Consider the following 21,696-nt stretch of genomic DNA (forward strand, 5'->3'; position numbering starts at 1 on the left):
TCTAGGCAAGTTTCGCCGGCCAGGGGAATTCTGAAGCCTGCTCCTTCCGGTGGCGAGGGGCCCTTCGCGGAGGTCGCTGCTCAGGCGCGCAGCTGCGCCCCGACCGCGGCGGTCGCGGCGGCCACCGCCGCGTCGCGGGCCGCGCTGGCCTCGTCCTCGGTCAGGGTCCGGTCACCGGCCCGGAACCGCATCGCGAACGCCAGCGACTTGCGGCCCTGACCGACCTGCGCCCCGGTGAACACGTCGAACAACCGGATGTCCTCAAGCAGGTCACCCGCGCCGCCGCGCAGCGCCGACTCGACGGCCGCGGCGGGCACCGCAGCATCAACGACGACCGCGACATCCTGCAGCACCGCCGGGAACGGCGACACCCGCGGCGCGGGAAGCGACTCCACGATCGGCAGCCCGTCGAGGTTCAGCTCCACCGCGCAGGTGCGGGCGGGCAGCCCGGCGCGTTCGAGGACCGCGGGATGCAGCTCACCGGCATGCCCGACGACCACGCCGTCGACCAGCAGCTCCGCGCACCGGCCCGGATGCCAGGGCAGCTGCTGCGTTGCCCGGCGTTCCAGCACCACACCGGCGGCCGCGGCGATCGCGTCGGCGGCCGCGAACGCGTCACCCGCATCGGCGGTGCGTCCCGGACCCCACGGTCCGCTCGGCTCCCGGAGCCCGGTGAGCACGGCGCCCACGTGCAGCGGCTGCGCGGGCAGCGACCGGAGCAGATCGGCGACCTGCTCGTCGGTGGGCCGCCGGTCCACCGGCAGCGCGTCGACCCGCTTGGTGTCCGGCCCGGGAAGGACAACCTGCGCGATCCCGAACAGCGCCAGGTCTCGCTGGCCCCGAGAGGTGTTGCGGGACAGGATCTCCAGCAGCCCGGGCAGCAGCGTCGTCGCCAGTTCCGGGCGGTCCGACTCGAGCGGGTTGAGCACCCTGGTGGTGGCCCGCCGCGGATCGTCCGCGTCGAGGCCCCAGGTGTCGAACACGCCGGCGGGCAGGAACACCGTCGGCAACACCTCGACGTAGCCGTCGAACGCGAGCGCCTTGCCGACCGCGCGGCGACGACGCTGCTGCGCCGTCAGGCCGCGGCCCGCAGGCGCGGCGGGCAGCACCGACGGAATCTGTTCGAGTCCCTCCAGCCGCAGCACCTCCTCGACGAGGTCGGCGGGCTGGGTCAGGTCCGGTCGCCACGTCGGGGGCGTGACGACGAGGCGACCGTGCCCGGCCCCGTCGACCGTGACGTCGACGGTGCAGCCGACCTGCGTCAACCTGCGTGCGGCGGCACCGTCCGGGTAGGCGACGCCCGCGACCCGGCTCGGCAGGTCCAGGTCCATCTCGATCGGCTCCGGCGTTGCCACCGTGCCGACGTCGGTGAGCACCGGCTCGACGTGGCCGCCGGTGATCTCGGCGAGCAGCCCCGCCGCCCGATCCAGTGCGGCGGCGGACAGCGCCGGGTCGACGACCCGCTCGTACCGCTTGGACGCCTCGGAGATCAGCTTGTGCCGCCGCGAGGTCCGGAACACGGCGAGCGGATTCCAGATCGCGGCCTCGAGCAGCACCTCGGTGGTGTCGTGCCCGACCTCGGTGCTGCCGCCACCCATCACCCCGGCGAGGGAGATGACGCCGCTGTCGTCGCAGATCACGACGTCCTCGGCGTCGAGGGTGCGTTCCACCCCGTCGAGGGTGGTCAGCTTCTCGTCGGCGACCGCGCGGCGCACCACGAGGCCGCCGCTGATCTTGGCCGCGTCGAACGCGTGCAGCGGATGCCCAAGTTCGAGCATCACGTAGTTGGTGACGTCGACGGCCGGGGAGATCGGCCGCACCCCGGACAGCAGCAGCCGACGCTGCATCCACCACGGGGTGACCGCGTCGGGGTTCACGCCGGTAACCCGGCGCAGCGTGAACCGGGTGCAGCCCGACTCGGGCTGCACGTGCAGCGGCCACGCGTCACCGGACGCCTCGTACGGCACCGTCACGGCGGGGTCCACGAAGTCGAGGTCGAAGCCGTTCGCCAGTTCCCGGGTCAACCCGCGCACCGAGAAGCAGTAGCCGCGGTCGGGGGTGATGTTCAGCTCGATGATCGTGTCGCCGAGCCCGAGGATCTCACCGGCCGGGGTCCCCGGTTCGGCGGTCCCGGGTTCGAGGACCAGAATCCCCGAGTGGTCCTTGCCGATGCCCAGCTCGGAGGCCGAGCACATCATGCCGTTCGACACCCGACCGTACGTCTTGCGGGACGCGATCGCGAAGTCCCCGGGCAGCACCGCATCCGGCAACGCGGCGACGACCAGGTCACCGACCGCGAAGTTCCGTGCGCCGCACACGATCTCCTGCGGCTCCGCGGCACCGACGTCGACCCGGCAGAACCGGATCGGCTTCTTGAACTCGGTCAGCTCCTCGATCTCCAGCACCCGGCCGACCACCAGCGGCCCCGACACCAGGGGCACCGCGTCAACCTCCTCGACTTCGAGACCCACCCGGACGAACCCGGCGTCCAGGTCCTCCGGGGTCACCTCCCAACCGGGGGTGGCCCGCTGCAGGATCTCGGTCAGCCACGATTGCGCTACTCGCACGTCTACTCAGCTCTCTCGTTCTCGGCTCGGTCGTTCAGGTGGTCAGGCCCGGACACCGAAGGGCAGCGTGAACCGCACGTCGCCCTCGACGATGTCCCGCATGTCGGGGATGCCGTTGCGGAACTGCAGGGTCCGTTCGAGCCCCATCCCGAACGCGAAGCCGCTGTACTCGTCGGGGTCGATGCCGCTGGCCCGCAACACGTGCGGGTTGACCATGCCGCAGCCGCCCCACTCGACCCAGCCGGCGCCGCCCTTCTTGCCCGGGAACCAGACGTCCACCTCCGCGGACGGCTCGGTGAACGGAAAGTAGTTGGGCCGCATACGGGTTCGGGTGTCGGGGCCGAACAACGCCCTGGCGAACGCGTCGAGGGTGCCGCGCAGGTGAGCCATCGTCAGCCCCTTGTCGACGGCCAGCCCCTCGATCTGCGAGAAGACCGGGGTGTGGGTGGCGTCCAACTCGTCGGTGCGGAAGGTCCGGCCCGGGCACACCACGTACAGCGGCAGGTCGCGGGACAGCATCGACCGCACCTGCACCGGGGAGGTGTGGGTGCGCAGCACCTGCCGCGACCCCTCGGGGGCGATGTGGAAGGTGTCCTGCATGGTGCGCGCCGGATGGTCGGGCAGGAAGTTCAACGCGTCGAAGTTGAAGTGCTCGGTCTCCACCTCCGGGCCCTCCGCCACCTCCCAGCCCATCGCGACGAACACGTCGGTGACCTGCTCGGAGATGATCGTGATCGGGTGCCTGGCCCCGGCGGGACGACGGCCGACGGGCAGGGTCACGTCGATCGACTCCGCGACGAGGACCGCGGCGTCGCGCTCGGCGAGCAGCACCTCCCTGCGTGCGTCGTATGCGGTGGTGGCGCGGGTGCGGGCGGCATTGACGCGCTTGCCCGCGTCGGCCTTCTCCTTGCCGGGCAGCGATCCGAGCGCCCGGCGCACCAGCGACAGCGGCGCCCGGTCCCCGAGGTGGTCGATCTTCGCCTTCGCGAGCGCGTCGAGGTCGGGCGCCGCGGCGAACGCCTGTTCCGCAGCCCCGGCGGCCGCGGCAAGCGACCCCTCGCTCAGCGCCGCCGCGAGCGAAGCCTCGTTCGATGCCTCGGCGTCGATGGTGGGTGCGGTGTCGCCCTCGTTCTTGGCCACGGCTCGTCTAACTCCTCGTGTTCGGTTCTGCTCGCGCGTTCTCTTGGCAAATTCTAGGGTGTCGGCCGGGCGGGCCCGTGCTGCACCCGCGCGCTCGAGTACAGGCAGATCGCGGCGGCGGTCGCCAGGTTCAGCGATTCCGCGCGGCCGTGGATCGGGATGCGCACCCGATGGTCGGCCCGCGCCGCCAGCTCCGGGTCGAGGCCGTGCGCCTCGTTGCCGAACAGCCACGCCGTCGGCCGGGCGAGCAACTCGTCGGCCGCGTCGAGGTCCACCTCGCCGTCGGCGGCGGTCGCGAGGACCTGCACCCCGGCCGCGGTGAGCGCGGCGAGCACGGCGTCGATGTCCCGTTCCCTGGCGACCGGCAGATGGAAGACGCTGCCCGCGGACGAGCGAACGCTCTTGCCGTTGTGTGGGTCCACGCTGTCGCCGGCGAGGATCGCCGCGTCCGCACCGACGGCGTCCGCGACCCGGATCACGGTGCCCGCGTTGCCGGGGTCCGCGATCGCAACCGGCACGGCAAGCAGCCGCGGCCGCCCCCCGAGCGCGTCGGCGAGCGACACGTCGACGGTCCGGCACACCGCGACCAGCCCCGGTGGGGTGACGGTGTCACCGAGGGCCTTCGCCGCCCGGTCCGTCACCGGGGACACCCGCACCCGCTGCGCGAGCGCCCGCTCGACCAGGTCGGCGTGGCGCACCGCGGCGTCGGTGGTGACGAACAGTTCCTCGATCCGGGCGGTGTCGAGGGCGGCGGTCACCGAGTTCGCGCCCTCCGCCAGGAACCGGCCCGTCCTGCGGCGCTCGGCGCCGCGGTGCAGCTTGACAGCAGAAACGACCCGTGGCGTCCGCTCGGTGAACGGGTCCACGGGTCGTTCCTGGATCGGCTTGCTCAGGCCGCTTCCCCGGCAGGGGCGTTCACGTCGGCGGGCAGCGCCGCCTTCGCGACGGCAACCAGACCGGCGAACGCCTCGGCGTCGGAGACGGCCAGCTCGGCGAGGATCTTGCGGTCCACCTCGACGCCAGCGGCCTTGAGGCCCTGGACGAAGCGGTTGTAGGTGATGTCGTTCGCGCGGGCTGCGGCGTTGATGCGCGAGATCCACAGCTTGCGGAAGTCACCCTTGCGCGCGCGGCGGTCCCGGTACGCGTAGGTCATCGAGTGGAGCTGCTGCTCCTTGGCCTTGCGGTACAGGCGCGAACGCTGGCCGCGGTAGCCGGCGGACGCCTCGAGAACGGAACGACGCTTCTTCTGGGCGTTGACTGCCCTCTTTACGCGTGCCACTGAAAAATCCTGTCAATCGGTCGAGCGTGATGATTCGAACGCCCGAAGGTGGGTCTGGAAGGTCGAATCAGATGCCGAGCAGGCGCTTGACGCGGGGAACGTCGGCCGGGGCGACGACGGCGACACCGTCGAGGCGGCGGGTGACCTTGGTGGGCTTGTGCTCGAGCAGGTGGCGACGTCCGGCCTTCTGGCGCAGGATCTTGCCGCTGCCGGACACCTTGAATCGCTTCGAGGTGCCGCTGTGGCTCTTGTTCTTGGGCATGGAGTCCTCAGTTTCCGTTTCTTCTACTGCTGCGTACTTCGTGCTGGTCTGTCAGCTCGCGGGCGCGTCGGGCGACTGCGGTGCGGCGGGCTCCGCGGGCGCTGCCGGTGCGGCGGGCGCTGCCGGTGCGGCGGGCGCTGCCGGTGCGGCGGGCGCTGCCGGTGCGGCGGGCGCTGCCGGAGCGGCGGGACGCGCGCCCCGCTGGGCCTGCTCCTGCGCCTTGACCCGGGTCTTGGCACCCTTGTGCGGGGCAAGCACCATCGTCATGTTGCGGCCGTCCTGCTTCGCGGACGTCTCGATGAAGCCGAGGTCCGCGACGTCGGCGCCGAGGCGCTGCAGCAGCCGGAATCCCAGTTCCGGGCGGGACTGCTCGCGACCACGGAACATGATCGTGACCTTGACCTTGGATCCGGCCTCGAGGAAGCGCACGACATTGCGCTTCTTGGTCTCGTAGTCGTGATCGTCGATCTTCGGGCGGAGTTTCTGCTCCTTGATCACGGTCTGCTGCTGGTTCTTGCGCGATTCGCGCGCCTTCTGCGCGGCCTCGTACTTGAACTTGCCGTAGTCCATGATCTTGCACACCGGCGGACGCGCGTCGGGCGCGACCTCGACCAGGTCGAGGTCGGCGTCCTGAGCCAAGCGGAGTGCATCTTCAACACGCACGATGCCAACCTGCTCACCGCCCGGTCCGACAAGGCGGACCTCGGGTACGCGGATGCGCTCGTTGATGCGAGTCTCAGTGCTGATGGGGCCTCCTAGGTAGAGCGGCGTGGTCGTCCTGACCGCCGGCAGCCCGCCTGCCCACGTCCCCGACAAAAGAACCCCGGCTGGATCATTCCAGGCGGGGTCCGATGTCGACCGGTCGATGCGCTGCACCTGCGTGCACCGCACCCCCGCGTGGCGGGGACCCGAGGTCGCCGATCCGAATCATCGGATGCGGTACCCCAGGGACCGGAACCACTGCCCTGTGACGCTTCCGACCTGCGGAAACACTCGAACGGATCAGCGGTGGGAGTCGGACTCCACTTGCTGCCCCCGACGTCGTCAGGGGCGGTCGTGTATGGAAGTCTAACAGCCATGACAGACGCATCGCACACGGGGGAAGACGGCTACGAGGTCCGCGAACTGGCGGAGGTCCCCGCGGTCGAGGTGATCAGTCGCGCGGCCGTGATGCTGATGAGCTCGGCAGCCGAGAAGCTGGGACTGTCCTCGGACGATCACACCGACAGCGCAAACGTCGACCTGGACGAGGCGCGGCGCGTCATCACCGCCCTCGCTGGCCTGGTCACCGCCTCCGTCGAGTATCTGGGTCCGCACGCCGGCCCGATCCGCGAGGGCCTGCAGGCCCTGCAGCGCGCGTTCCGCGAGGCGTCCGCACACCCCGACGAGCCGGGCAAGGGCCCCGGCGAGAAATACACCGGCCCGGTCTACTGACACCTCCGCGTATGTGATGTAGATCACGCTTCGATCACGGATCGGTTTCGCCGAAAACCTGGACGGTCGCCCGACTGCCTCGTGTACAAAGATCCGCGAATGCAGTGGATGGCACCACACGAGCCCGGTTTCCGCGACGCACCGCGAGGACCGGGTCCGCGTTGGATCACTGTGATCGGGGGATCATCGCCGACGCCGCGGTCGGTACACCTGCAGGCCGAGCGGGGACGTGGCAACTGGCCGATTCCGGCAACCAGCCGGCCCTGCGCCTGCGCGCCCGGGTCGGGTCAGTACATCACCATGCAAGGAGACACCACATGCCCAATCCCGGCGACATCGACAGCGTCTTCGGATCCATCGCGTCCATCATCAACTCGCTGATCGCGGGCTCGTCCGGCGGTGCCGCACTTCCCGGCACCGGAACGGGCACGGGCACGGGCACGGGCACGGGCACCGTGTAATCGGCACCGACCACCGCGTAAGGGCCGGACCGGCATCGCTGGTCCGGCCCTCGCGCGTTCACACCTTCGCCGCCGCCTTCCGCGGCGCCCGCTTCCGCTTCGCCGGTGCCGCCACCGGGGCCGCGGCGAGCACCTCCCGCAGGAATCGCCCGGTGTAGCTGTCCGGAACCGCGGCGATCTCCTCGGGGGTGCCCTGCGCGACGACGGTGCCGCCGCCCGAGCCGCCCTCGGGACCCATGTCCACGATCCAGTCCGATGTCTTGATCACGTCCAGGTTGTGTTCGATGACGATGACGGTGTTGCCCTTGTCCACCAGTCCGTTGACGACACCGAGCAGCTTGCGGATGTCCTCGAAGTGCAGGCCCGTGGTCGGCTCGTCGAGGATGTACACGGTGCGCCCGGTGGACCGCTTCTGCAGTTCCGCGGCCAGCTTCACGCGCTGCGCCTCGCCGCCGGACAGCGTCGGGGCAGGCTGGCCGAGCCGCACGTATCCGAGGCCGACCCGGACGAGGGTTTCCAGGTATCGGTGGATCGAGGTGATCGGTTCGAAGAACTCGGCCGCCTCCTCGATCGACATGTCCAGGACCTCGGCGATCGTCTTGCCCTTGTAGTGCACCTCCAGCGTTTCCCGGTTGTACCGGGCGCCGTGGCACACCTCGCACGGCACGTACACGTCGGGCAGGAAGTTCATCTCGATCTTCAGCGTCCCGTCACCGGAGCACGCCTCGCAGCGCCCGCCCTTGACGTTGAATGAGAACCGGCCCGGCTGATAGCCGCGGACCTTCGCCTCGGTGGTCTGCGCGAACAGGGTGCGGATCTTGTCGAACACCCCGGTGTAGGTGGCCGCGTTGGACCGCGGGGTGCGCCCGATCGGCGACTGGTCGACCTGTACCAGCTTGTCGAGCTGGTCGAGGCCGTTGACCCGGGTGTGCCTGCCCGGCACCTGCCGGGCACCGTTCAGCTTGTTCGCCATCACGGTGGCGAGGATGTCGTTGACGAGCGTCGACTTGCCGGATCCGGACACCCCGGTCACCGAGGTCAGCACGCCGAGCGGGAAGGCGACGTCGATGCCGCGCAGATTGTGTTCCTTCGCGCCGACGACGGTGACCTGCCGCTTCTTGTCCGTCGGCCGGCGGGCCGCGGGCACCTCGATCGCGGACCGTCCGGACAGGTACGCACCGGTCAGGGACTCCTCGCAGGTGAGCAGGTCCGCGTAGGTGCCGCTGTGCACGACGCGGCCGCCGTGCTCGCCGGCGAGGGGGCCGATGTCGACGACCCAGTCGGAGGTGCGGATGGTGTCCTCGTCGTGTTCCACAACGATCAGCGTGTTGCCGAGGTCGCGGAGTCGGGTCAGGGTCTCGATCAGCCGCCGATTGTCCCGCTGATGCAGTCCGATCGACGGTTCGTCGAGCACGTAGAGGACGCCGACGAGCCCCGACCCGATCTGCGTCGCGAGCCGGATCCGCTGCGCCTCACCGCCGGAGAGCGTGCCCGCCGCCCGGGACAGCGACAGGTACTCCAGCCCGACGTCGAGCAGGAAGCCGAGCCGCGCCTGCACCTCCTTGAGCACCTGCCCGGCAATGGCCTCCTCGCGGGCGCCGAGGGTGAGCGTGTTCAGGAACCGGGAGCAGTCGGCGATCGACAGGTCCGCGACCTCGGCGATCGACATCCGGCCGTGGTCGCCCGCCTCGATGGTGACCGACAGGATCTCCGGGCGGAGTCGGGTGCCGTTGCAGGCCGGGCACGGCACGTCCCGCATGTACCCGTCGTAGCGTTCCTTCATCTGCTCGGACTCGGTCTGCTCGAGGCGGCGGTGCAGGAACGGCATCACGCCCTCGAACTCGGCGTAGTAGGACCGGGTGCGTCCGTACCGGTTCTTGTACTTGACGTGCACCTGGTGTTCGCTGCCCTCAAGGACCGCCTTGCGGGCCTTCGCCGGCAGCTCCTTCCACGGCGTGTCGATGTCGAAGCCCATCACATCGGCGAGCCCGGACAGCAGCCTGCCGAAGTACTCGGACGTCTGCCCCATCGACCACGGTGCGATCGCCCCCTCGGCGAGGCTCAGCTCCGGGTCCGGCACCACCAGGTCAGGGTCGACCTCCTTCCGGATGCCGAGGCCCGTGCATTCGGGGCAGGCGCCGTACGGCGAGTTGAAGGAGAACGAGCGCGGTTCCAGGTCGTCGATCGCGAGCGGATGCCCGTTCGGGCAGGCGAGGTTCTCGGAGAAGCGCCGCTCCCGGTCGGCGGCGCCCTCGTCGCGGTCCACGAAGTCGAGCACGACGATGCCGTCGGCGAGCCGGAGGGCGGTCTCGATCGAATCGGTCAGCCGCTGCTTCGAACTCGCCTTGACCGCGAGCCGGTCCACGACCACCTCGATGTCGTGCTTCTCCTGCTTCTTCAGCTTCGGCGGGTCGGTCAGCTGGTGCACGACCCCGTCGATCCGGACCCGCGCGTAGCCCTGGGTGTTCAGCTGCTCGAACAGGTCGACGAACTCGCCCTTGCGGGTCCGGACCACCGGCGCGAGGACCTGGAACCGGGTCCCCTCCTCCATCGCGAGCACCTGGTCCACGATCTGCTGCGGGGTCTGCTTCGCGATCCGCTCCCCGCAGACCGGGCAGTGCGGCGTGCCTGCGCGGGCGTACAGCAGGCGGAGGTAGTCGTACACCTCGGTGATGGTCCCGACCGTCGACCGGGGGTTGCGGTTCGTCGACTTCTGGTCGATCGACACGGCCGGGGACAGGCCCTCGATGAAGTCCACGTCCGGCTTGTCCATCTGCCCGAGGAACTGCCGCGCGTACGCGGACAACGACTCCACGTAGCGGCGCTGGCCCTCCGCGAAGATGGTGTCGAACGCCAGCGACGATTTGCCCGACCCCGACAGGCCGGTGAAGACGATCAGGCTGTCCCGCGGCAGGTCGATGTCGATCCCCCGCAGGTTGTGCTCACGCGCCCCTCGCACGATCAGGCGGTCCGCCACACTCGATCCTTTCCCACGCCGCTCCCGGCGCCGTTCGGCACGGCCGCCGCCGGCGCCGTTCGGCGCACCGGTCCGGAGTTCTCGGCCGTCCACATGGTAGGCCGACGGTCCGACACGGTTTGGGCACGAGCCTCACGCCCACTGCGCACCGGGGACGGGGCGACGGTAGCCTCCGTTCATGGACCGGCAGCAGATGCGCATCGACGACCACTACACCGGGGTGCTGGCGCAGGGCGGCGACCCCCAGCGCCGCACGATCGCGGATGCCACGATCACGAAGATGTCGGTCGGCCCGATGGACAACAATGCCTACCTGGTGGTGGATGCGGGGACCGGGGAATCGCTGCTGATCGACGCCGCGAACGAGGCCGACCGGATCGCGGGCCTGCTCGCCACCGCCGCCCCGCACCTCGGGTCGATCGTCACCACGCATCAGCACCCGGACCACTGGCTCGCCCTCGCCGACGTGGCCGCCGCCACCGGCGCGCCCACGATCGCCCACCCGCTGGACGCGCCTGCCCTGCCGGTGACCCCGGCCCGGACCGTCACCGACGGCGACCTGGTCGAGGTCGGCAGGCTGGCACTCGAGGTGATCCACCTCGCCGGTCACACCGACGGCTCGATCGCGCTGGCGCTCACCGACCCGGCGTCCGGGCAGGTGCACCTGTTCACCGGCGACTCGCTGTTCCCTGGCGGCGTCGGCAAGACCGCGGGCGCCGAGCAGTTCGACTCTCTGTACCGCGACGTGACCACGAAGCTGTTCGAACGGTTCCCCGACGACACCGTCGTCTATCCCGGGCACGGGCGGGACACCACGCTCGGCGCCGAACGCCCGTTCCTCGCCGAGTGGCAGGAGCGCGGCTGGTGAGCTGACCGGGCCACGTCACGACCCGCCGTGGCCCCGCCGAGAGAGGGGCATGCGATGTCAGATCCGACGGCAGACCCGATCACCGACCTCGATTCGCGGTACAGCGAACCCGGGTCGGTCCCGGTGGGCTGGGAGTGGGCCCGCCAGGGACTGGTCGACGCCGAGATGTACTGGCTCACGACCGTGCACCGCACCGGAAGACCCCACGTGACGCCGCTGATCGGGGTCTGGTCGGCCGAGGCGCTGCACTTCTGCACCGGCCCCGACGAACGCAAGGCGATCAACCTGCGGGGCAATCCCGCGGTGGCCCTGACCACCGGATCCAACGTCTACGCCGAGGGCTTCGACATCGTCCTTGAGGGCACCGCCGAACCCGTCCACGACGAGGCCGTGCTGCGGGGCCTGGCCGACGCCTACGTGACCAAGTATGGGCCGCAGTGGCGGTTCGAGGTCGCGGCCGGAGGCTTCCGCGGGGGCGGGGGCCCGGCACTCGTCTTCCGGGTCGCCCCGGTCACCGTCTTCGGCTTCACCCGCGGCCCGTTCAGCCAGACCCGGTGGCGCTTTGGCGCATCCCCGCCGGGCGTTGCTGCTGGTGCGGCGACACCCTAGACTCGCTGGGCACTTTTGCACCGCGATCGCGCCCGAGGAGAACGACTTGCCCGACCAGGTCCACGCCGACCAGGATCACGAACAGCAGTACGTGACCATGCTGTACGACCGCCTCGACGGACTGCGCACGTACGCCAAGTCCCGACTGTCGGCGGTCCTGCTGCAGACCGGGGGCACCCCCCAGGCCCGCAGCGAGCGGGAATCGTTCACCCAGATGTACACCGAGGACATCGCGAAGTACGACGCCGCGGAGAACGGCCTGTGCTTCGGCCGCATCGACCTCCACCCCGAACTGGCCGACGGTGACACGCACCGCTACATCGGGCGGGTCGGGATCCTCGACGAGGGCAACGACTACGAGACGCTGCTACTGGATTGGCGGGCCCCGCTCGCGCGCCCGTTCTACCTGGCCACCACGGCGTCCCCGGAGGGGGTGACGCGGCGCAGGCACATCCGGACCCGCAGTCGCCGCGTCACCGGCCTCGGCGACGAGTACCTCGACCTCGCCGCCGCGCAGCGGGCCGGGGTGATCGGCGACGACGGCGGGGTTGCTGGCGAGAGCGCGCTGCTGACCGCGTTGAACGCGGCCCGCACCGGCCACATGAGCGACATCGTCGAGACGATCCAGTCGGAGCAGGACGCGATCATCCGGTCGGGGCACAAGTCGGTGATGGTCGTGCAGGGCGGCCCCGGCACCGGCAAGACCGCGGTTGCGCTACACCGGGCGGCGTACCTGCTCTACACCTACCGCACGCAGCTGGCGAAGTCCGGGGTGCTGATCGTCGGCCCGAACGCCACCTTCCTCGACTACATCGGCCAGGTGCTGCCGTCGTTGGGCGAGACCGGGGTGCTGCTGTCCACGGTCGGCGACCTGTATCCGGGGGTCACCGCCACCCGCCGGGATTCGTTGGAGGCCGGGGAGGTGAAGGGGTCGCTGGAGATGGTGACGGTGCTCCGGCAGGCGGTGCGGGACCGCCAGCTGGTGCCCCGCTCCCCCATCACCATTCCGTTCGACGGCTACTCGGTGACCCTCGACCGAAGGGTGGCGACTCGGGCGCGGGGACGCGCCCGGTCCTCGCGCCGACCGCACAACCTGGCCCGGCCGATCTTCGTGTCGTCGGTGATCGAGGCCCTCGCCGACCAGTTCGCGGCCAAGGTCGGCGGCGACGTGCTCGGCGGCGCGAACCTGCTCAGCAGGGACGACGTCGCCGACATCCGCGACGAGATGCGGCAGGACCCCGACCTGATCGCGGCGATCGACGAGCTGTGGCCGACGCTGACACCGCAGCAGGTGCTGACCGACCTGCTGCAGTCCGAGGACCGGCTCGATTCCGCAGCCGCCGAGCTGACCGCGGGCCGGCGCGCGGTGCTGCTGCGGAACCGGCACACCGGATTCAGCGCCGCGGACACTCCCCTGCTCGACGAGCTGGCCGAACTGCTCGGTGTCGACGACGCCGCCGAACGCGGCCGCGCCGCCAGGCAGTGGCGGGCCCGGATCGCCGACGCGCAGGGTGCACTCGATATCCTCACCGGCTCCGCGCCGCAGGATCTGGAGGACGACCTCGACCCCGAGATCCTGATGGCCTACGACCTGGTCGACGCTGGTCAGCTCGCGCAGCGGCACGAGATGCGGCAGCAGCGCACGGCCGCGGAACGGGCCGCAACGGACCGGACCTGGACGTTCGGGCATGTCATCGTCGATGAGGCGCAGGAACTCTCGGCGATGGCGTGGCGAATGCTGATGCGGCGCATCCCGAATCGGTGGATGACGCTGGTCGGCGACACCGCACAGACCGGCGATCCGGCGGGCAGCTCGTCCTGGCGCGCCGCACTCGAACCGTATGTCGCCAATCGGTGGAAATTGACCGAGCTGACCGTGAACTATCGGACGCCGTCGGAGATCATGGCGGTCGCGCAGGACGTGCTCGCGGCGATCGACCCGGCGCAGTCGGTGCCCCGATCGGTGCGGGACTCCGGGAATCGGCCCTGGGCGCATCGGGTTCCGGCCGGGAAGGTCGGCGACGAGGTGCGCAGGCGGGTTGCCGCCGAGACCGGTCCGGGGCTGGTCGCGGTGATCACCGGCGAGGACGCCGTCGACGAGTTCACCGACCTGCGTTCGGATTCGGTCAGTGTGCTGTCGGTGCGGGAGGCGAAGGGCCTCGAATTCGACGCGGTGCTGATCGTCGAACCAGACACCATCGTCGGGTCGTCACCGCGCGGGCTGAACGACCTGTACGTCGCCGTGACCAGGGCGACGCAGCGCCTCGGGGTGGTGCACACCCGGGACCTGCCCGAGTCGCTGTCGAAACTTGTTGCGGTGCAGTGACACCCACGCGCCCGGTTCCCTAATGTCACATCGAGGGTCGTCACGTGACCCGATGTGACATTAGGGAACCTCGGGAGAGGCTCAGCGCACGGTGTGCACGATCAGGACATCGCAGGTGGACTTGCGCGCCGCATCCGACGGGACGGAACCGAGCAGGCGGCCGGTCAGCGTGTTCAGGCCCCGATTGCCGACCACGAGCAGGTCCGCGTCGAGTTCGTCGATCAGCGCGAGCAGCGAATCGACCGGGGCGCCGACGATGGCGCGCTCGACGATGTTGGCCGCGCCTGCGGCGTGCGCCCGTTCCCGGGCGGACCGCAGAATCTCGTCCGTCGGCGCGGAACCGGTGATCTGGTAGGCGTCCTCGCGCAGCGTGTCCTGCGCGGCCTCGATGTCCTTCGGATCCGCCGGGTAGTAGGCGCAGGCGATGACGAGCTTGGCGTCGGCGTCGCCTGCCAGCGCTGCGGCCTTGTCCACCGCCTTCAGCGACGAATCCGAGCCATCGGTCCCCACGACGATGGTGCGGTAGGCAGTCATTCATTCCTCCGGTTGTCACACGCCCCACCGCTCCCGGTGGCGCATTGGTCATCGCCGGTCGCCACGCGAAACCGCGCCTGACACCCGGCTGCTGGCCGCAACCCTAGTCGGACGGTCCTGCCGCGCGGGGGAATTGCGGGCGAAGCCACACTGGGTGTGTCCGACCGGGCAGATCTCCGGCGCTACTTCAGTCCGGCGGCGTCCATTCCGCGCAGCTCCTTCTTGAGGTCCGCAATCTCGTCCCGGAGCCGGCCCGCCAGCTCGAACTGCAGGTCGCGGGCGGCGTTCATCATCTGATCGGTCAGCTCCTTGACCAGGTCGGCGAGTTCGGCGCGCGGCATCGACTTGACGTCCCTGCCCTCGTACACGCCCGCGCTGACGGCGCGACCCGCCTCGCCCTGCGCCCGCCGTCCGCGGCTGGCGTTGCGACCGGAGCCGCCGATCTCGATGTCGGTGTCGTCGGCCTCCTCGTACACCTGGTCGAGGATGTCGGCGATCTTCTTCCGCAGCGGCTGCGGGTCCACCCCCATCTCGGTGTTGTAGGCGACCTGCTTCTCGCGGCGGCGCTCGGTCTCCTCGATCGCGCGCGCCATCGAGTCGGTGATCTTGTCCGCGTACATGTGCACCTGACCGGACACGTTGCGGGCGGCACGGCCGATCGTCTGGATCAGGCTGGTGGTGCTGCGCAGGAAGCCTTCCTTGTCGGCGTCGAGGATCGCGACGAGGGACACCTCCGGCAGGTCGAGGCCCTCCCGGAGCAGGTTGATCCCGACCAGGACGTCGTACTCGCCGAGCCGCAGCTGCCGCAGCAACTCCACCCGGCGCAGGGTGTCGATGTCGGAGTGCAGGTATCGCACCCGAATTCCGAGCTCGAGGAGATAGTCGGTGAGGTCCTCGGACATCTTCTTGGTCAGGGTGGTGACCAGGACCCGCTCGTCCCGTTCGGCCCGCTCACGGATCTCGTGCACCAGGTCGTCGATCTGCCCCTTCGTCGGCTTGACCACCACCTCCGGATCCACCAGGCCGGTCGGCCGGATCACCTGCTCGACGAATTCACCGCCCGCCTGCCCGAGCTCGTACGCCCCCGGCGTGGCGGACAGGTACACCGTCTGCCCGATCCGTTGGGTGAATTCCTCCCAGGTGAGCGGCCGGTTGTCGGTGGCCGACGGCAACCGGAACCCGTACTCGACCAGGTTACGTTTGCGGGACATGTCGCCCTCGTACATCGCGCCGATCTGCGGGACCGTCACGTGCGACTCGTCGATGACGAGTAGGAAGTCCTCCGGGAAGTAGTCGATCAGCGTGGCGGGTGCCGTTCCGGCGGCGCGACCGTCGATGTGCCGCGAGTAGTTCTCGATGCCGGAGCAGAACCCGACCTGCTTGATCATCTCGATGTCGTAGTTGGTGCGCATCCGCAACCGTTGCGCCTCGAGGAGCTTGCCGCGGTTCTCCAGGTCGGCGAGGCGTTCCTCGAGCTCGACCTCGATGTCGCGGACCGCGCGTTCCATCCGCTCCGGGCCCGCGACGTAGTGGGTGGCCGGGAAGATCCGCACCGACTCGACCTGGCGCACCACGTCGCCGGTCAGCGGGTGCAGGTAGTACAGCGCCTCGACCTCGTCACCGAAAAACTCGATCCGCACCGCGAGTTCCTCGTAGGACGGGATGATCTCGACGGTGTCGCCGCGGACCCGGAACGAGCCGCGGGTGAACGCGACGTCGTTGCGGTTGTACTGGACGTCCACCAGCAGGCGCAGCAACGCGTCCCGCGGCACCTCCACCCCGACGTCGAGGTGGATCGAGCGGTCCAGGTACGACTGCGGGGTGCCGAGACCGTAGATGCAGGACACCGACGCGACGACGACCACGTCCCGGCGCGAGAGCAGGCTCGACGTCGCCGAGTGCCGCAGCCGCTCGACGTCGTCGTTGATCGAGGAGTCCTTTTCGATGTACGTATCCGTCTGCGCGATGTACGCCTCCGGCTGGTAATAGTCGTAGTACGAGACGAAGTACTCGACGGCGTTGTTCGGCAGCATCTCCCGCAGCTCGTTGGCGAGCTGCGCGGCGAGGGTCTTGTTCGGCGCCATCACCAACGTCGGCCGCTGCACCTGCTCGATCAGCCAGGCGGTGGTCGCGGACTTGCCGGTGCCGGTCGCGCCCATCAGGACGACGTCCTTCTCCCCCTCGCCGAGCCGCCGGGTCAGCTCCGCGATCGCCTGCGGCTGGTCACCCGCGGGTCGGTGCTCGCTGACCACCTCGAACCGGCCGTCGGATCGTTCGATCGCCCCCACCGGCCGGAACTCGGAGTGCGCGACCACGGGATGCTCGGATGCAAACGCCATGGTGTCCAGGGTAGGCGCCGGGTCCGACAGGAACACCGCGCCGCGCGCCGGGCCGGCCGGGACCGGGCGGGCGACGCGGTAGGTTCCTGCCATGGACGTGCACGCCCCGAAGGTGGAGGCCTTCAACCTGGCCGACCTCACCAACACCGACCCGAAGGGGTTCGTCAGGACCGTGGAGCACTACCGGGTCGAGGCGTGGGGGCTGTACATGGCCCGCCACTCCGACCATCCGCACTTCCATTACCTGGAGTCGTGGCTGCTGCCGGACGCCGGACTGCGGGCGACGATCTTCCACTACCACCCGTACCACGCCCGCGATCAGGATCGGTACGTCGACATCGGCGACTACACCCGCGGCGACCCGGTATGGCGGTCCGAGGACCACTACCTCGATCTGGTGGTGCGGACCGGCCGGGACACCGAGCTCCTCGACGTCGACGAACTTCTCGCCGCGCATACCACCGGATTCCTCGACGCCGGGACTGCCGAGCGGGCGATCGCGACCGCCACCCGGGCGGTGGACGGCATCGCCTCGCACGGCCACGACCTCGACGCCTGGCTGGCCTCGGAAGGCATGCCGGTCAGCTGGCGGTGACCCGGCAGCCAGGCAGGCGGCGTCCGCTTACCCCTGCCCCGGCGTCCACTCGGTTCGGTCCGCCCACTCCAGTGCCCGCCGGTGGGCAGCGTCGAACCAGGGCGTCTTCGCCTCGACGTACCGGTCGGTCGCCTGGGTGACATCCGACTCCCCCGCCGCGACCTCCGCGGCGCGCCGCTTGACTTCCAGGTACTCCGCGCGGACGTCCCCGTCCGCGCACAGCCAATCCCGGAACACCAGGGCGAAGCGCTGCCCCGGCCACCCGTCGACACGCACGTGCACGTTCGCCGGCCGACCGGGATCCGCCGATGCATGGAATCGCTTGTCCCACAACGACGGATCGACTTCTCCCCCGATGCCGTATGCGGGCTTCGGATCGTCCGCGGTGACGGCATCCACGCGCGGAAACCCGGCCTGCGTCAGGCGGTCCGCGAGGGCATCCGCATCGGCGAGGCTGCGCACCGTCACCTGAAGGTCGATCACGTCCTTGGCGGCGAGGCCGGGCACCGCGGTCGACCCGACGTGATCGACGCGCATCGCGTCGGCACCGCACACGAAGCGCAGCCGGCCCGCCAGCCTTCGACCCTGTTCCGCCCAGTCCGGATTCGCCGGGGTCAGTACCGGGGGAACCCGCACCACAACGGAATTCGCGATGTTCTCCGCGTACCGCTGCAGCCGCTCCCACAGCACCTTCACCGCAGGATCCAGTGCACCTGCAGGTCCGCTGTTGTCCAGCCACACGTCGGCGACAGCGCGGCGCTGCTCGTCGGTCGCCTGGGACGAGATCCGTGCTCGCGCATCGCCCTCCGACATTCCCCGAAGGTCGACGAGGCGGCGCACTCGTTCCTCCGCGTCGACGTGGACGACCACGACGAGATGGAACATCGCACCCATCCCACCCTCGACGAGCAACGGGATGTCCTGCAACACCACCGAATCCGACGCCGCATCCACCAACTCGGCGGTCCGCGCCCCGATCAGAGGATGTAGAATGCCGTTGAGTCGACCGCGGGCCGTCTCGTCACCGAACGCCTTGGCCGCCAGGGCGGGTCGGTCGAGCCGCCCGTCGGGCAGCAGAATCTCCGGACCGAATTCCCGCACAAGGGCGTCGAGTCCGGCGGTTCCCGGTTCCACGACCTCACGCGCAATCAGGTCGGCGTCAACGACGACGGCCCCGAGATCGCCGAGGATCCGTGACACGGTGGACTTTCCAGCTCCAATGCCTCCTGTGAGGCCGATACGTAGCACGCCCCCAGTCTGTCACCAAACACGCCCGAAGCACATCCGCGCCAAATGGCCCGGGTTCACACCGGAGTCGACTATCTTCGAGTGCGACGTGCCAGGCCACACACTTCGAGATGAAGGAACACCATGCGCAGCACTTCTTCCCAGGCTGGTCGGCACCGTCTTGGCATGGTCGACGGGGTGCACTGCATCCTGATCCCCGAGGTGGCGCTGGCCCTGCAGGAACACCGGCGCGGGTGGTTCACCCAGATGATCAGTCCCGCCCGCCACAGTTTCGCCACGATCCGGAAGCGGACCGCCGACATGCAGACGGCCTGGTCGTCCGGTGCCGCCGTCGCGGGCTGACCACCCGCACCCACTCGAACGAGTCGACCCCACCCGGGATTCCGGGTGGGGTCGACTCGTTGTTACGGCAGGCGGTGGCCTCCCGAACCGAACGCCGACGGCCCCGGTCCTGTGTCAGGACCGGGGCCGTCGAGGTCTACCCCCGGCTAGCGGGTGACGGAACTATGCGTTGCCGGAAAGCTTCTCACGCAGGGCAGCGAGCTGAGCATCGCTGGCCAGGGAGCCACCCGCCTCCGCGGAACCAGCGGACTGGCCCTCGGTGGCGCCGGACTCGGAGGAGTAGTTGGCACCCGACGCACCGGCCGCGGCCTCGGCAGCCTCGTCGGCAGCCATCTTCTCCATCTGAGCGGTGTGCATCTTGTGGCGACGCTCGGCCTCGGCGTACCGGGACTCCCACTCCTCACGCTGCTTGTCGAAGCCCTCGAGCCACTCGTTGGTCTCGGGATCGAAGCCCTCGGGGAAGATGTAGTTGCCCTGCTCGTCGTAGCTGTCGGCCATGCCGTACTTCGACGGGTCGAACTCGGCGTTGTAGTCCTCGTTCGCCTGCTTGAGCGACAGCGAGATCCGACGACGCTCCAGGTCGATGTCGATGACCTTGACCATCGCGTCGTCGCCGACCGCGACAACCTGGTCCGGGACCTCGACGTGGCGCTCGGCCAGCTCGGAGATGTGGACGAGGCCCTCGATGCCCTCCTCGACGCGGACGAACGCGCCGAACGGAACCAGCTTGGTGACCTTGCCCGGCACGATCTGGCCGATCGCGTGGGTGCGGGCGAACTGACGCCACGGGTCCTCCTGCGTCGCCTTCAGCGACAGGGAGACACGCTCGCGGTCCAGGTCGACGTCGAGAACCTCAACGGTGACCTCGTTGCCGACCTCGACAACCTCGGACGGGTGGTCGATGTGCTTCCAGGACAGCTCGGAGACGTGCACGAGGCCGTCGACGCCACCCAGGTCCACGAAGGCACCGAAGTTGACGATCGAGGACACGACGCCCTTGCGGACCTGGCCCTTCTGCAGCTGGTGCAGGAACTCGCTGCGGACCTCGGACTGGGTCTGCTCGAGCCACGCGCGGCGCGACAGGACCACGTTGTTGCGGTTCTTGTCGAGCTCGATGATCTTGGCCTCGATCTCCTTGCCGACGTACGGCTGGAGGTCGCGGACGCGACGCATCTCGACGAGCGACGCGGGCAGGAAGCCGCGCAGACCGATGTCGAGGATGAGGCCGCCCTTGACGACCTCGATGACGGTGCCCTTGACGGCCTCGTCCTTCTCCTTGAGCTCCTCGATGGTGCCCCAGGCACGCTCGTACTGAGCGCGCTTCTTCGACAGGATCAGACGGCCTTCCTTGTCCTCCTTGGTGAGGACCAGGGCTTCGACCTCATCGCCCACGGAGACGACCTCGTTGGGGTCGACGTCGTGCTTGATGGAGAGCTCACGGGAAGGGATGACGCCTTCGGTCTTGTAACCGATGTCGAGAAGGACCTCGTCGCGATCGACCTTGACGATGGTGCCTTCGACGATGTCGCCATCGTTGAAGTACTTGATCGTGGCGTCGATGGCGGCGAGGAAGTCCTCGGCGGAGCCGATGTCGTTGACGGCTACCTGCGGCGAGGTGACGGTGGTGGAGGGCATTTGGTGGAGTGCTCCGGAGGGATAGGAATCGGTTGATGGTGTTCTGTCGGACTCACGAGCGACCGTCGACGACCGGAGCCGCCTCGGGCAGACACTCGCGGGGTTCAGGGTACGCGACCCGACGCGAGCTGGGCAAACCCGGGTGTCGACGGAGGCAGCGGACGCGCTACCGTGCACCTCGCCATGACCGAGCATCCCGACACCCCCGTCACCCCGGCCACCGACGACGACCGGCACGCCGCAGCGAACGCCACCCTCGGCACCACCGGCGTCGGCCGCAGCCGCCTCGATTCCGCCCAGAGCGAGCGGGCCAGCCGCGCCTGGTGGGATGCCGACGCCGCCGACTATCACCGCACCCACGGCGAGTTCCTCGGCGTCGACTCGGCAGGCGGTGAGTTCGTATGGTGCCCGGAGGGCCTGCACGAGGGTGACGTGCACCTGCTCGGCGACGTCGCCGGTCGGGACGTCCTCGAGATCGGCTGCGGGTCCGCGCCGTGCGCGCGCTGGCTCGCCGGACAGGGCGCGCGAGCGGTGGGGCTGGATCTGTCCCGCGGAATGCTCGAGCGGGGGCGGGCGGCGATGGAGCGCGGCGGTCCCCGCGTCCCGCTCGTGCAGGCCGGCGCCGAATCCCTGCCGTTCGCCGACGCCAGTTTCGACATCGTGTGCTCCGCGTTCGGTGCGGTCCCGTTCGTCGCGGACTCGGCGCTGGTGATGCGCGAGGTCGCGCGGGTGCTGCGCCCGGGTGGACGCTGGGTGTTCGCGGTCAACCACCCGATCCGCTGGATCTTCCCCGACGACCCGGGACCGGGCGGCCTGACAGCGACCATCCCCTACTTCGACCGCACCCCGTACGTCGAGGTCGACGACGCGGGCACCCCCACCTACGTCGAGCACCACCGGACCGTCGGCGACCGCGTCCGCGAGATCGTCGCCGCGGGCCTGGAACTGCGCGACCTCGTCGAACCGGACTGGCCGGAGTGGCTGGACCGCGAGTGGGGGCAGTGGAGCCCGCTGCGCGGGCAGCTGTTTCCCGGGACCGCCATCTTCGTCTGCCGCAAGCCCGACCTGTGACCCTGACTC

19 protein-coding genes are annotated in these 21,696 nt (G+C 69.7%); 8 read left to right on the forward strand and 11 right to left on the reverse strand.

The annotated features are described in order from the left end of the window. Positions 1 to 80: 80 nt before the first annotated feature. The 6 genes from pheT to infC all read right to left on the reverse strand — a co-directional run bounded on the left by pheT (position 81) and on the right by infC (position 6,040). Positions 81 to 2,567 carry a phenylalanine--tRNA ligase subunit beta gene (pheT, locus tag ACFWQG_RS11640; RefSeq protein WP_378507777.1) on the reverse strand — a complete coding sequence of 829 codons (2,487 nt, stop codon included), beginning with the start codon at positions 2,565 to 2,567 and terminating at the stop codon, positions 81 to 83. Positions 2,568 to 2,609: 42 nt separating this feature from the next. Further along, positions 2,610 to 3,707 (reverse strand): phenylalanine--tRNA ligase subunit alpha, encoded by a 1,098-nt coding sequence (gene pheS, locus ACFWQG_RS11645; RefSeq protein ID WP_378507778.1) that lies wholly within the window; start codon positions 3,705 to 3,707, stop codon positions 2,610 to 2,612. Positions 3,708 to 3,760: 53 nt separating this feature from the next. Continuing rightward, the gene (locus ACFWQG_RS11650; protein ID WP_378507779.1) at positions 3,761 to 4,573 is read right to left on the reverse strand and encodes a TrmH family RNA methyltransferase; all 813 of its coding nucleotides are present in this window, start codon (positions 4,571 to 4,573) and stop codon (positions 3,761 to 3,763) included. A gap of 23 nt (positions 4,574 to 4,596) precedes the next feature. Next, on the reverse strand, positions 4,597 to 4,986 hold the full coding sequence (gene rplT / locus ACFWQG_RS11655) for a 50S ribosomal protein L20 (RefSeq protein WP_378507780.1): 390 nt from the start codon (positions 4,984 to 4,986) through the stop codon (positions 4,597 to 4,599). A 67-nt stretch (positions 4,987 to 5,053) separates the two neighbouring features. Next, positions 5,054 to 5,248, reverse strand: coding sequence for a 50S ribosomal protein L35 (gene rpmI / locus ACFWQG_RS11660; protein ID WP_378507781.1), 195 nt, complete (start codon positions 5,246 to 5,248; stop codon positions 5,054 to 5,056). A gap of 51 nt (positions 5,249 to 5,299) precedes the next feature. Then, on the reverse strand, positions 5,300 to 6,040 hold the full coding sequence (gene infC, locus ACFWQG_RS11665) for a translation initiation factor IF-3 (protein ID WP_378507944.1): 741 nt from the start codon (positions 6,038 to 6,040) through the stop codon (positions 5,300 to 5,302). A 285-nt stretch (positions 6,041 to 6,325) separates the two neighbouring features. Here infC and ACFWQG_RS11670 point away from each other — a divergent pair, with 285 nt between their 5' ends. Together ACFWQG_RS11670 and ACFWQG_RS11675 are read left to right on the forward strand one after the other, a co-directional pair. Then, on the forward strand, positions 6,326 to 6,682 hold the full coding sequence (locus tag ACFWQG_RS11670) for a DUF1844 domain-containing protein (protein ID WP_378507782.1): 357 nt from the start codon (positions 6,326 to 6,328) through the stop codon (positions 6,680 to 6,682). Between the two features lie 317 nt (positions 6,683 to 6,999). Further along, a complete protein-coding gene (locus ACFWQG_RS11675) occupies positions 7,000 to 7,143 on the forward strand; it encodes a hypothetical protein (protein ID WP_378507783.1) in 144 nt (47 codons plus the stop codon). A 58-nt stretch (positions 7,144 to 7,201) separates the two neighbouring features. Here the strand turns inward: ACFWQG_RS11675 and uvrA are convergent, their stop codons facing one another. Then, complete coding sequence (gene uvrA, locus ACFWQG_RS11680; protein WP_378507784.1) at positions 7,202 to 10,120, reverse strand: excinuclease ABC subunit UvrA; 2,919 nt, start codon at positions 10,118 to 10,120, stop codon at positions 7,202 to 7,204. A 178-nt stretch (positions 10,121 to 10,298) separates the two neighbouring features. Here uvrA and ACFWQG_RS11685 point away from each other — a divergent pair, with 178 nt between their 5' ends. The 3 genes from ACFWQG_RS11685 to ACFWQG_RS11695 are packed head-to-tail and all read left to right on the forward strand — an operon-like array spanning position 10,299 to position 13,923. After that, the gene (locus tag ACFWQG_RS11685; RefSeq protein WP_378507785.1) at positions 10,299 to 10,988 is read left to right on the forward strand and encodes an MBL fold metallo-hydrolase; all 690 of its coding nucleotides are present in this window, start codon (positions 10,299 to 10,301) and stop codon (positions 10,986 to 10,988) included. A gap of 54 nt (positions 10,989 to 11,042) precedes the next feature. Next, positions 11,043 to 11,597 (forward strand): pyridoxamine 5'-phosphate oxidase family protein, encoded by a 555-nt coding sequence (locus tag ACFWQG_RS11690; RefSeq protein WP_378507786.1) that lies wholly within the window; start codon positions 11,043 to 11,045, stop codon positions 11,595 to 11,597. 46 nt (positions 11,598 to 11,643) lie between these two features. Beyond that, positions 11,644 to 13,923, forward strand: a complete 2,280-nt coding sequence (locus ACFWQG_RS11695) for a HelD family protein (protein WP_378507787.1) — start codon at positions 11,644 to 11,646, stop codon at positions 13,921 to 13,923. An 81-nt stretch (positions 13,924 to 14,004) separates the two neighbouring features. On the opposite strand, the gene ACFWQG_RS11700 is transcribed toward ACFWQG_RS11695, so the two are convergent. Both ACFWQG_RS11700 and uvrB read right to left on the reverse strand, forming a co-directional pair. Then, positions 14,005 to 14,457 carry a universal stress protein gene (locus ACFWQG_RS11700; protein WP_378507788.1) on the reverse strand — a complete coding sequence of 151 codons (453 nt, stop codon included), beginning with the start codon at positions 14,455 to 14,457 and terminating at the stop codon, positions 14,005 to 14,007. A gap of 182 nt (positions 14,458 to 14,639) precedes the next feature. Beyond that, on the reverse strand, positions 14,640 to 16,796 hold the full coding sequence (gene uvrB, locus ACFWQG_RS11705; RefSeq protein ID WP_378507789.1) for an excinuclease ABC subunit UvrB: 2,157 nt from the start codon (positions 16,794 to 16,796) through the stop codon (positions 14,640 to 14,642). 91 nt (positions 16,797 to 16,887) lie between these two features. Between uvrB and ACFWQG_RS11710 the strand changes: the two genes are divergently transcribed. Further along, the gene (locus ACFWQG_RS11710; protein WP_378507790.1) at positions 16,888 to 17,391 is read left to right on the forward strand and encodes a DUF402 domain-containing protein; all 504 of its coding nucleotides are present in this window, start codon (positions 16,888 to 16,890) and stop codon (positions 17,389 to 17,391) included. A gap of 27 nt (positions 17,392 to 17,418) precedes the next feature. Here the strand turns inward: ACFWQG_RS11710 and coaE are convergent, their stop codons facing one another. Then, positions 17,419 to 18,639: a dephospho-CoA kinase gene (coaE, locus tag ACFWQG_RS11715; protein ID WP_378507791.1), complete on the reverse strand. Its 1,221-nt coding sequence runs from the start codon at positions 18,637 to 18,639 to the stop codon at positions 17,419 to 17,421. A gap of 123 nt (positions 18,640 to 18,762) precedes the next feature. On the opposite strand from coaE, the gene ACFWQG_RS11720 reads away from it, so the two are divergent. Beyond that, positions 18,763 to 18,981: a hypothetical protein gene (locus tag ACFWQG_RS11720; RefSeq protein ID WP_378507792.1), complete on the forward strand. Its 219-nt coding sequence runs from the start codon at positions 18,763 to 18,765 to the stop codon at positions 18,979 to 18,981. 162 nt (positions 18,982 to 19,143) lie between these two features. On the opposite strand, the gene rpsA is transcribed toward ACFWQG_RS11720, so the two are convergent. After that, entirely contained in the window at positions 19,144 to 20,616 is a 1,473-nt protein-coding gene (rpsA, locus tag ACFWQG_RS11725; protein ID WP_378507793.1) for a 30S ribosomal protein S1, read from the reverse strand. Between the two features lie 183 nt (positions 20,617 to 20,799). Here rpsA and ACFWQG_RS11730 point away from each other — a divergent pair, with 183 nt between their 5' ends. Beyond that, complete coding sequence (locus ACFWQG_RS11730; protein ID WP_378507794.1) at positions 20,800 to 21,687, forward strand: class I SAM-dependent methyltransferase; 888 nt, start codon at positions 20,800 to 20,802, stop codon at positions 21,685 to 21,687. The last annotated feature ends 9 nt before the right edge of the window (positions 21,688 to 21,696 follow it).

Origin of the sequence: Rhodococcus sp. NPDC058532 (assembly GCF_042719255.1) — a bacterium.
Taxonomy (GTDB): domain Bacteria; phylum Actinomycetota; class Actinomycetes; order Mycobacteriales; family Mycobacteriaceae; genus Rhodococcus_G.

What these genes read in the sequence shown, in the direction of transcription:
- uvrB (WP_378507789.1), bottom strand. Translation starts at nt 16,796, where the DNA reads ATGGCGTTTGCATCCGAGCATCCCGTGGTCGCGCACTCCGAGTTCCGG.
- ACFWQG_RS11670 (WP_378507782.1), top strand. Translation starts at nt 6,326, where the DNA reads ATGACAGACGCATCGCACACGGGGGAAGACGGCTACGAGGTCCGCGAA.
- ACFWQG_RS11720 (WP_378507792.1), top strand. Translation starts at nt 18,763, where the DNA reads ATGCGCAGCACTTCTTCCCAGGCTGGTCGGCACCGTCTTGGCATGGTC.
- ACFWQG_RS11730 (WP_378507794.1), top strand. Translation starts at nt 20,800, where the DNA reads ATGACCGAGCATCCCGACACCCCCGTCACCCCGGCCACCGACGACGAC.
- ACFWQG_RS11675 (WP_378507783.1), top strand. Translation starts at nt 7,000, where the DNA reads ATGCCCAATCCCGGCGACATCGACAGCGTCTTCGGATCCATCGCGTCC.
- ACFWQG_RS11700 (WP_378507788.1), bottom strand. Translation starts at nt 14,457, where the DNA reads ATGACTGCCTACCGCACCATCGTCGTGGGGACCGATGGCTCGGATTCG.
- rpsA (WP_378507793.1), bottom strand. Translation starts at nt 20,616, where the DNA reads ATGCCCTCCACCACCGTCACCTCGCCGCAGGTAGCCGTCAACGACATC.
- ACFWQG_RS11685 (WP_378507785.1), top strand. Translation starts at nt 10,299, where the DNA reads ATGGACCGGCAGCAGATGCGCATCGACGACCACTACACCGGGGTGCTG.
- ACFWQG_RS11710 (WP_378507790.1), top strand. Translation starts at nt 16,888, where the DNA reads ATGGACGTGCACGCCCCGAAGGTGGAGGCCTTCAACCTGGCCGACCTC.
- ACFWQG_RS11690 (WP_378507786.1), top strand. Translation starts at nt 11,043, where the DNA reads ATGTCAGATCCGACGGCAGACCCGATCACCGACCTCGATTCGCGGTAC.
- rpmI (WP_378507781.1), bottom strand. Translation starts at nt 5,248, where the DNA reads ATGCCCAAGAACAAGAGCCACAGCGGCACCTCGAAGCGATTCAAGGTG.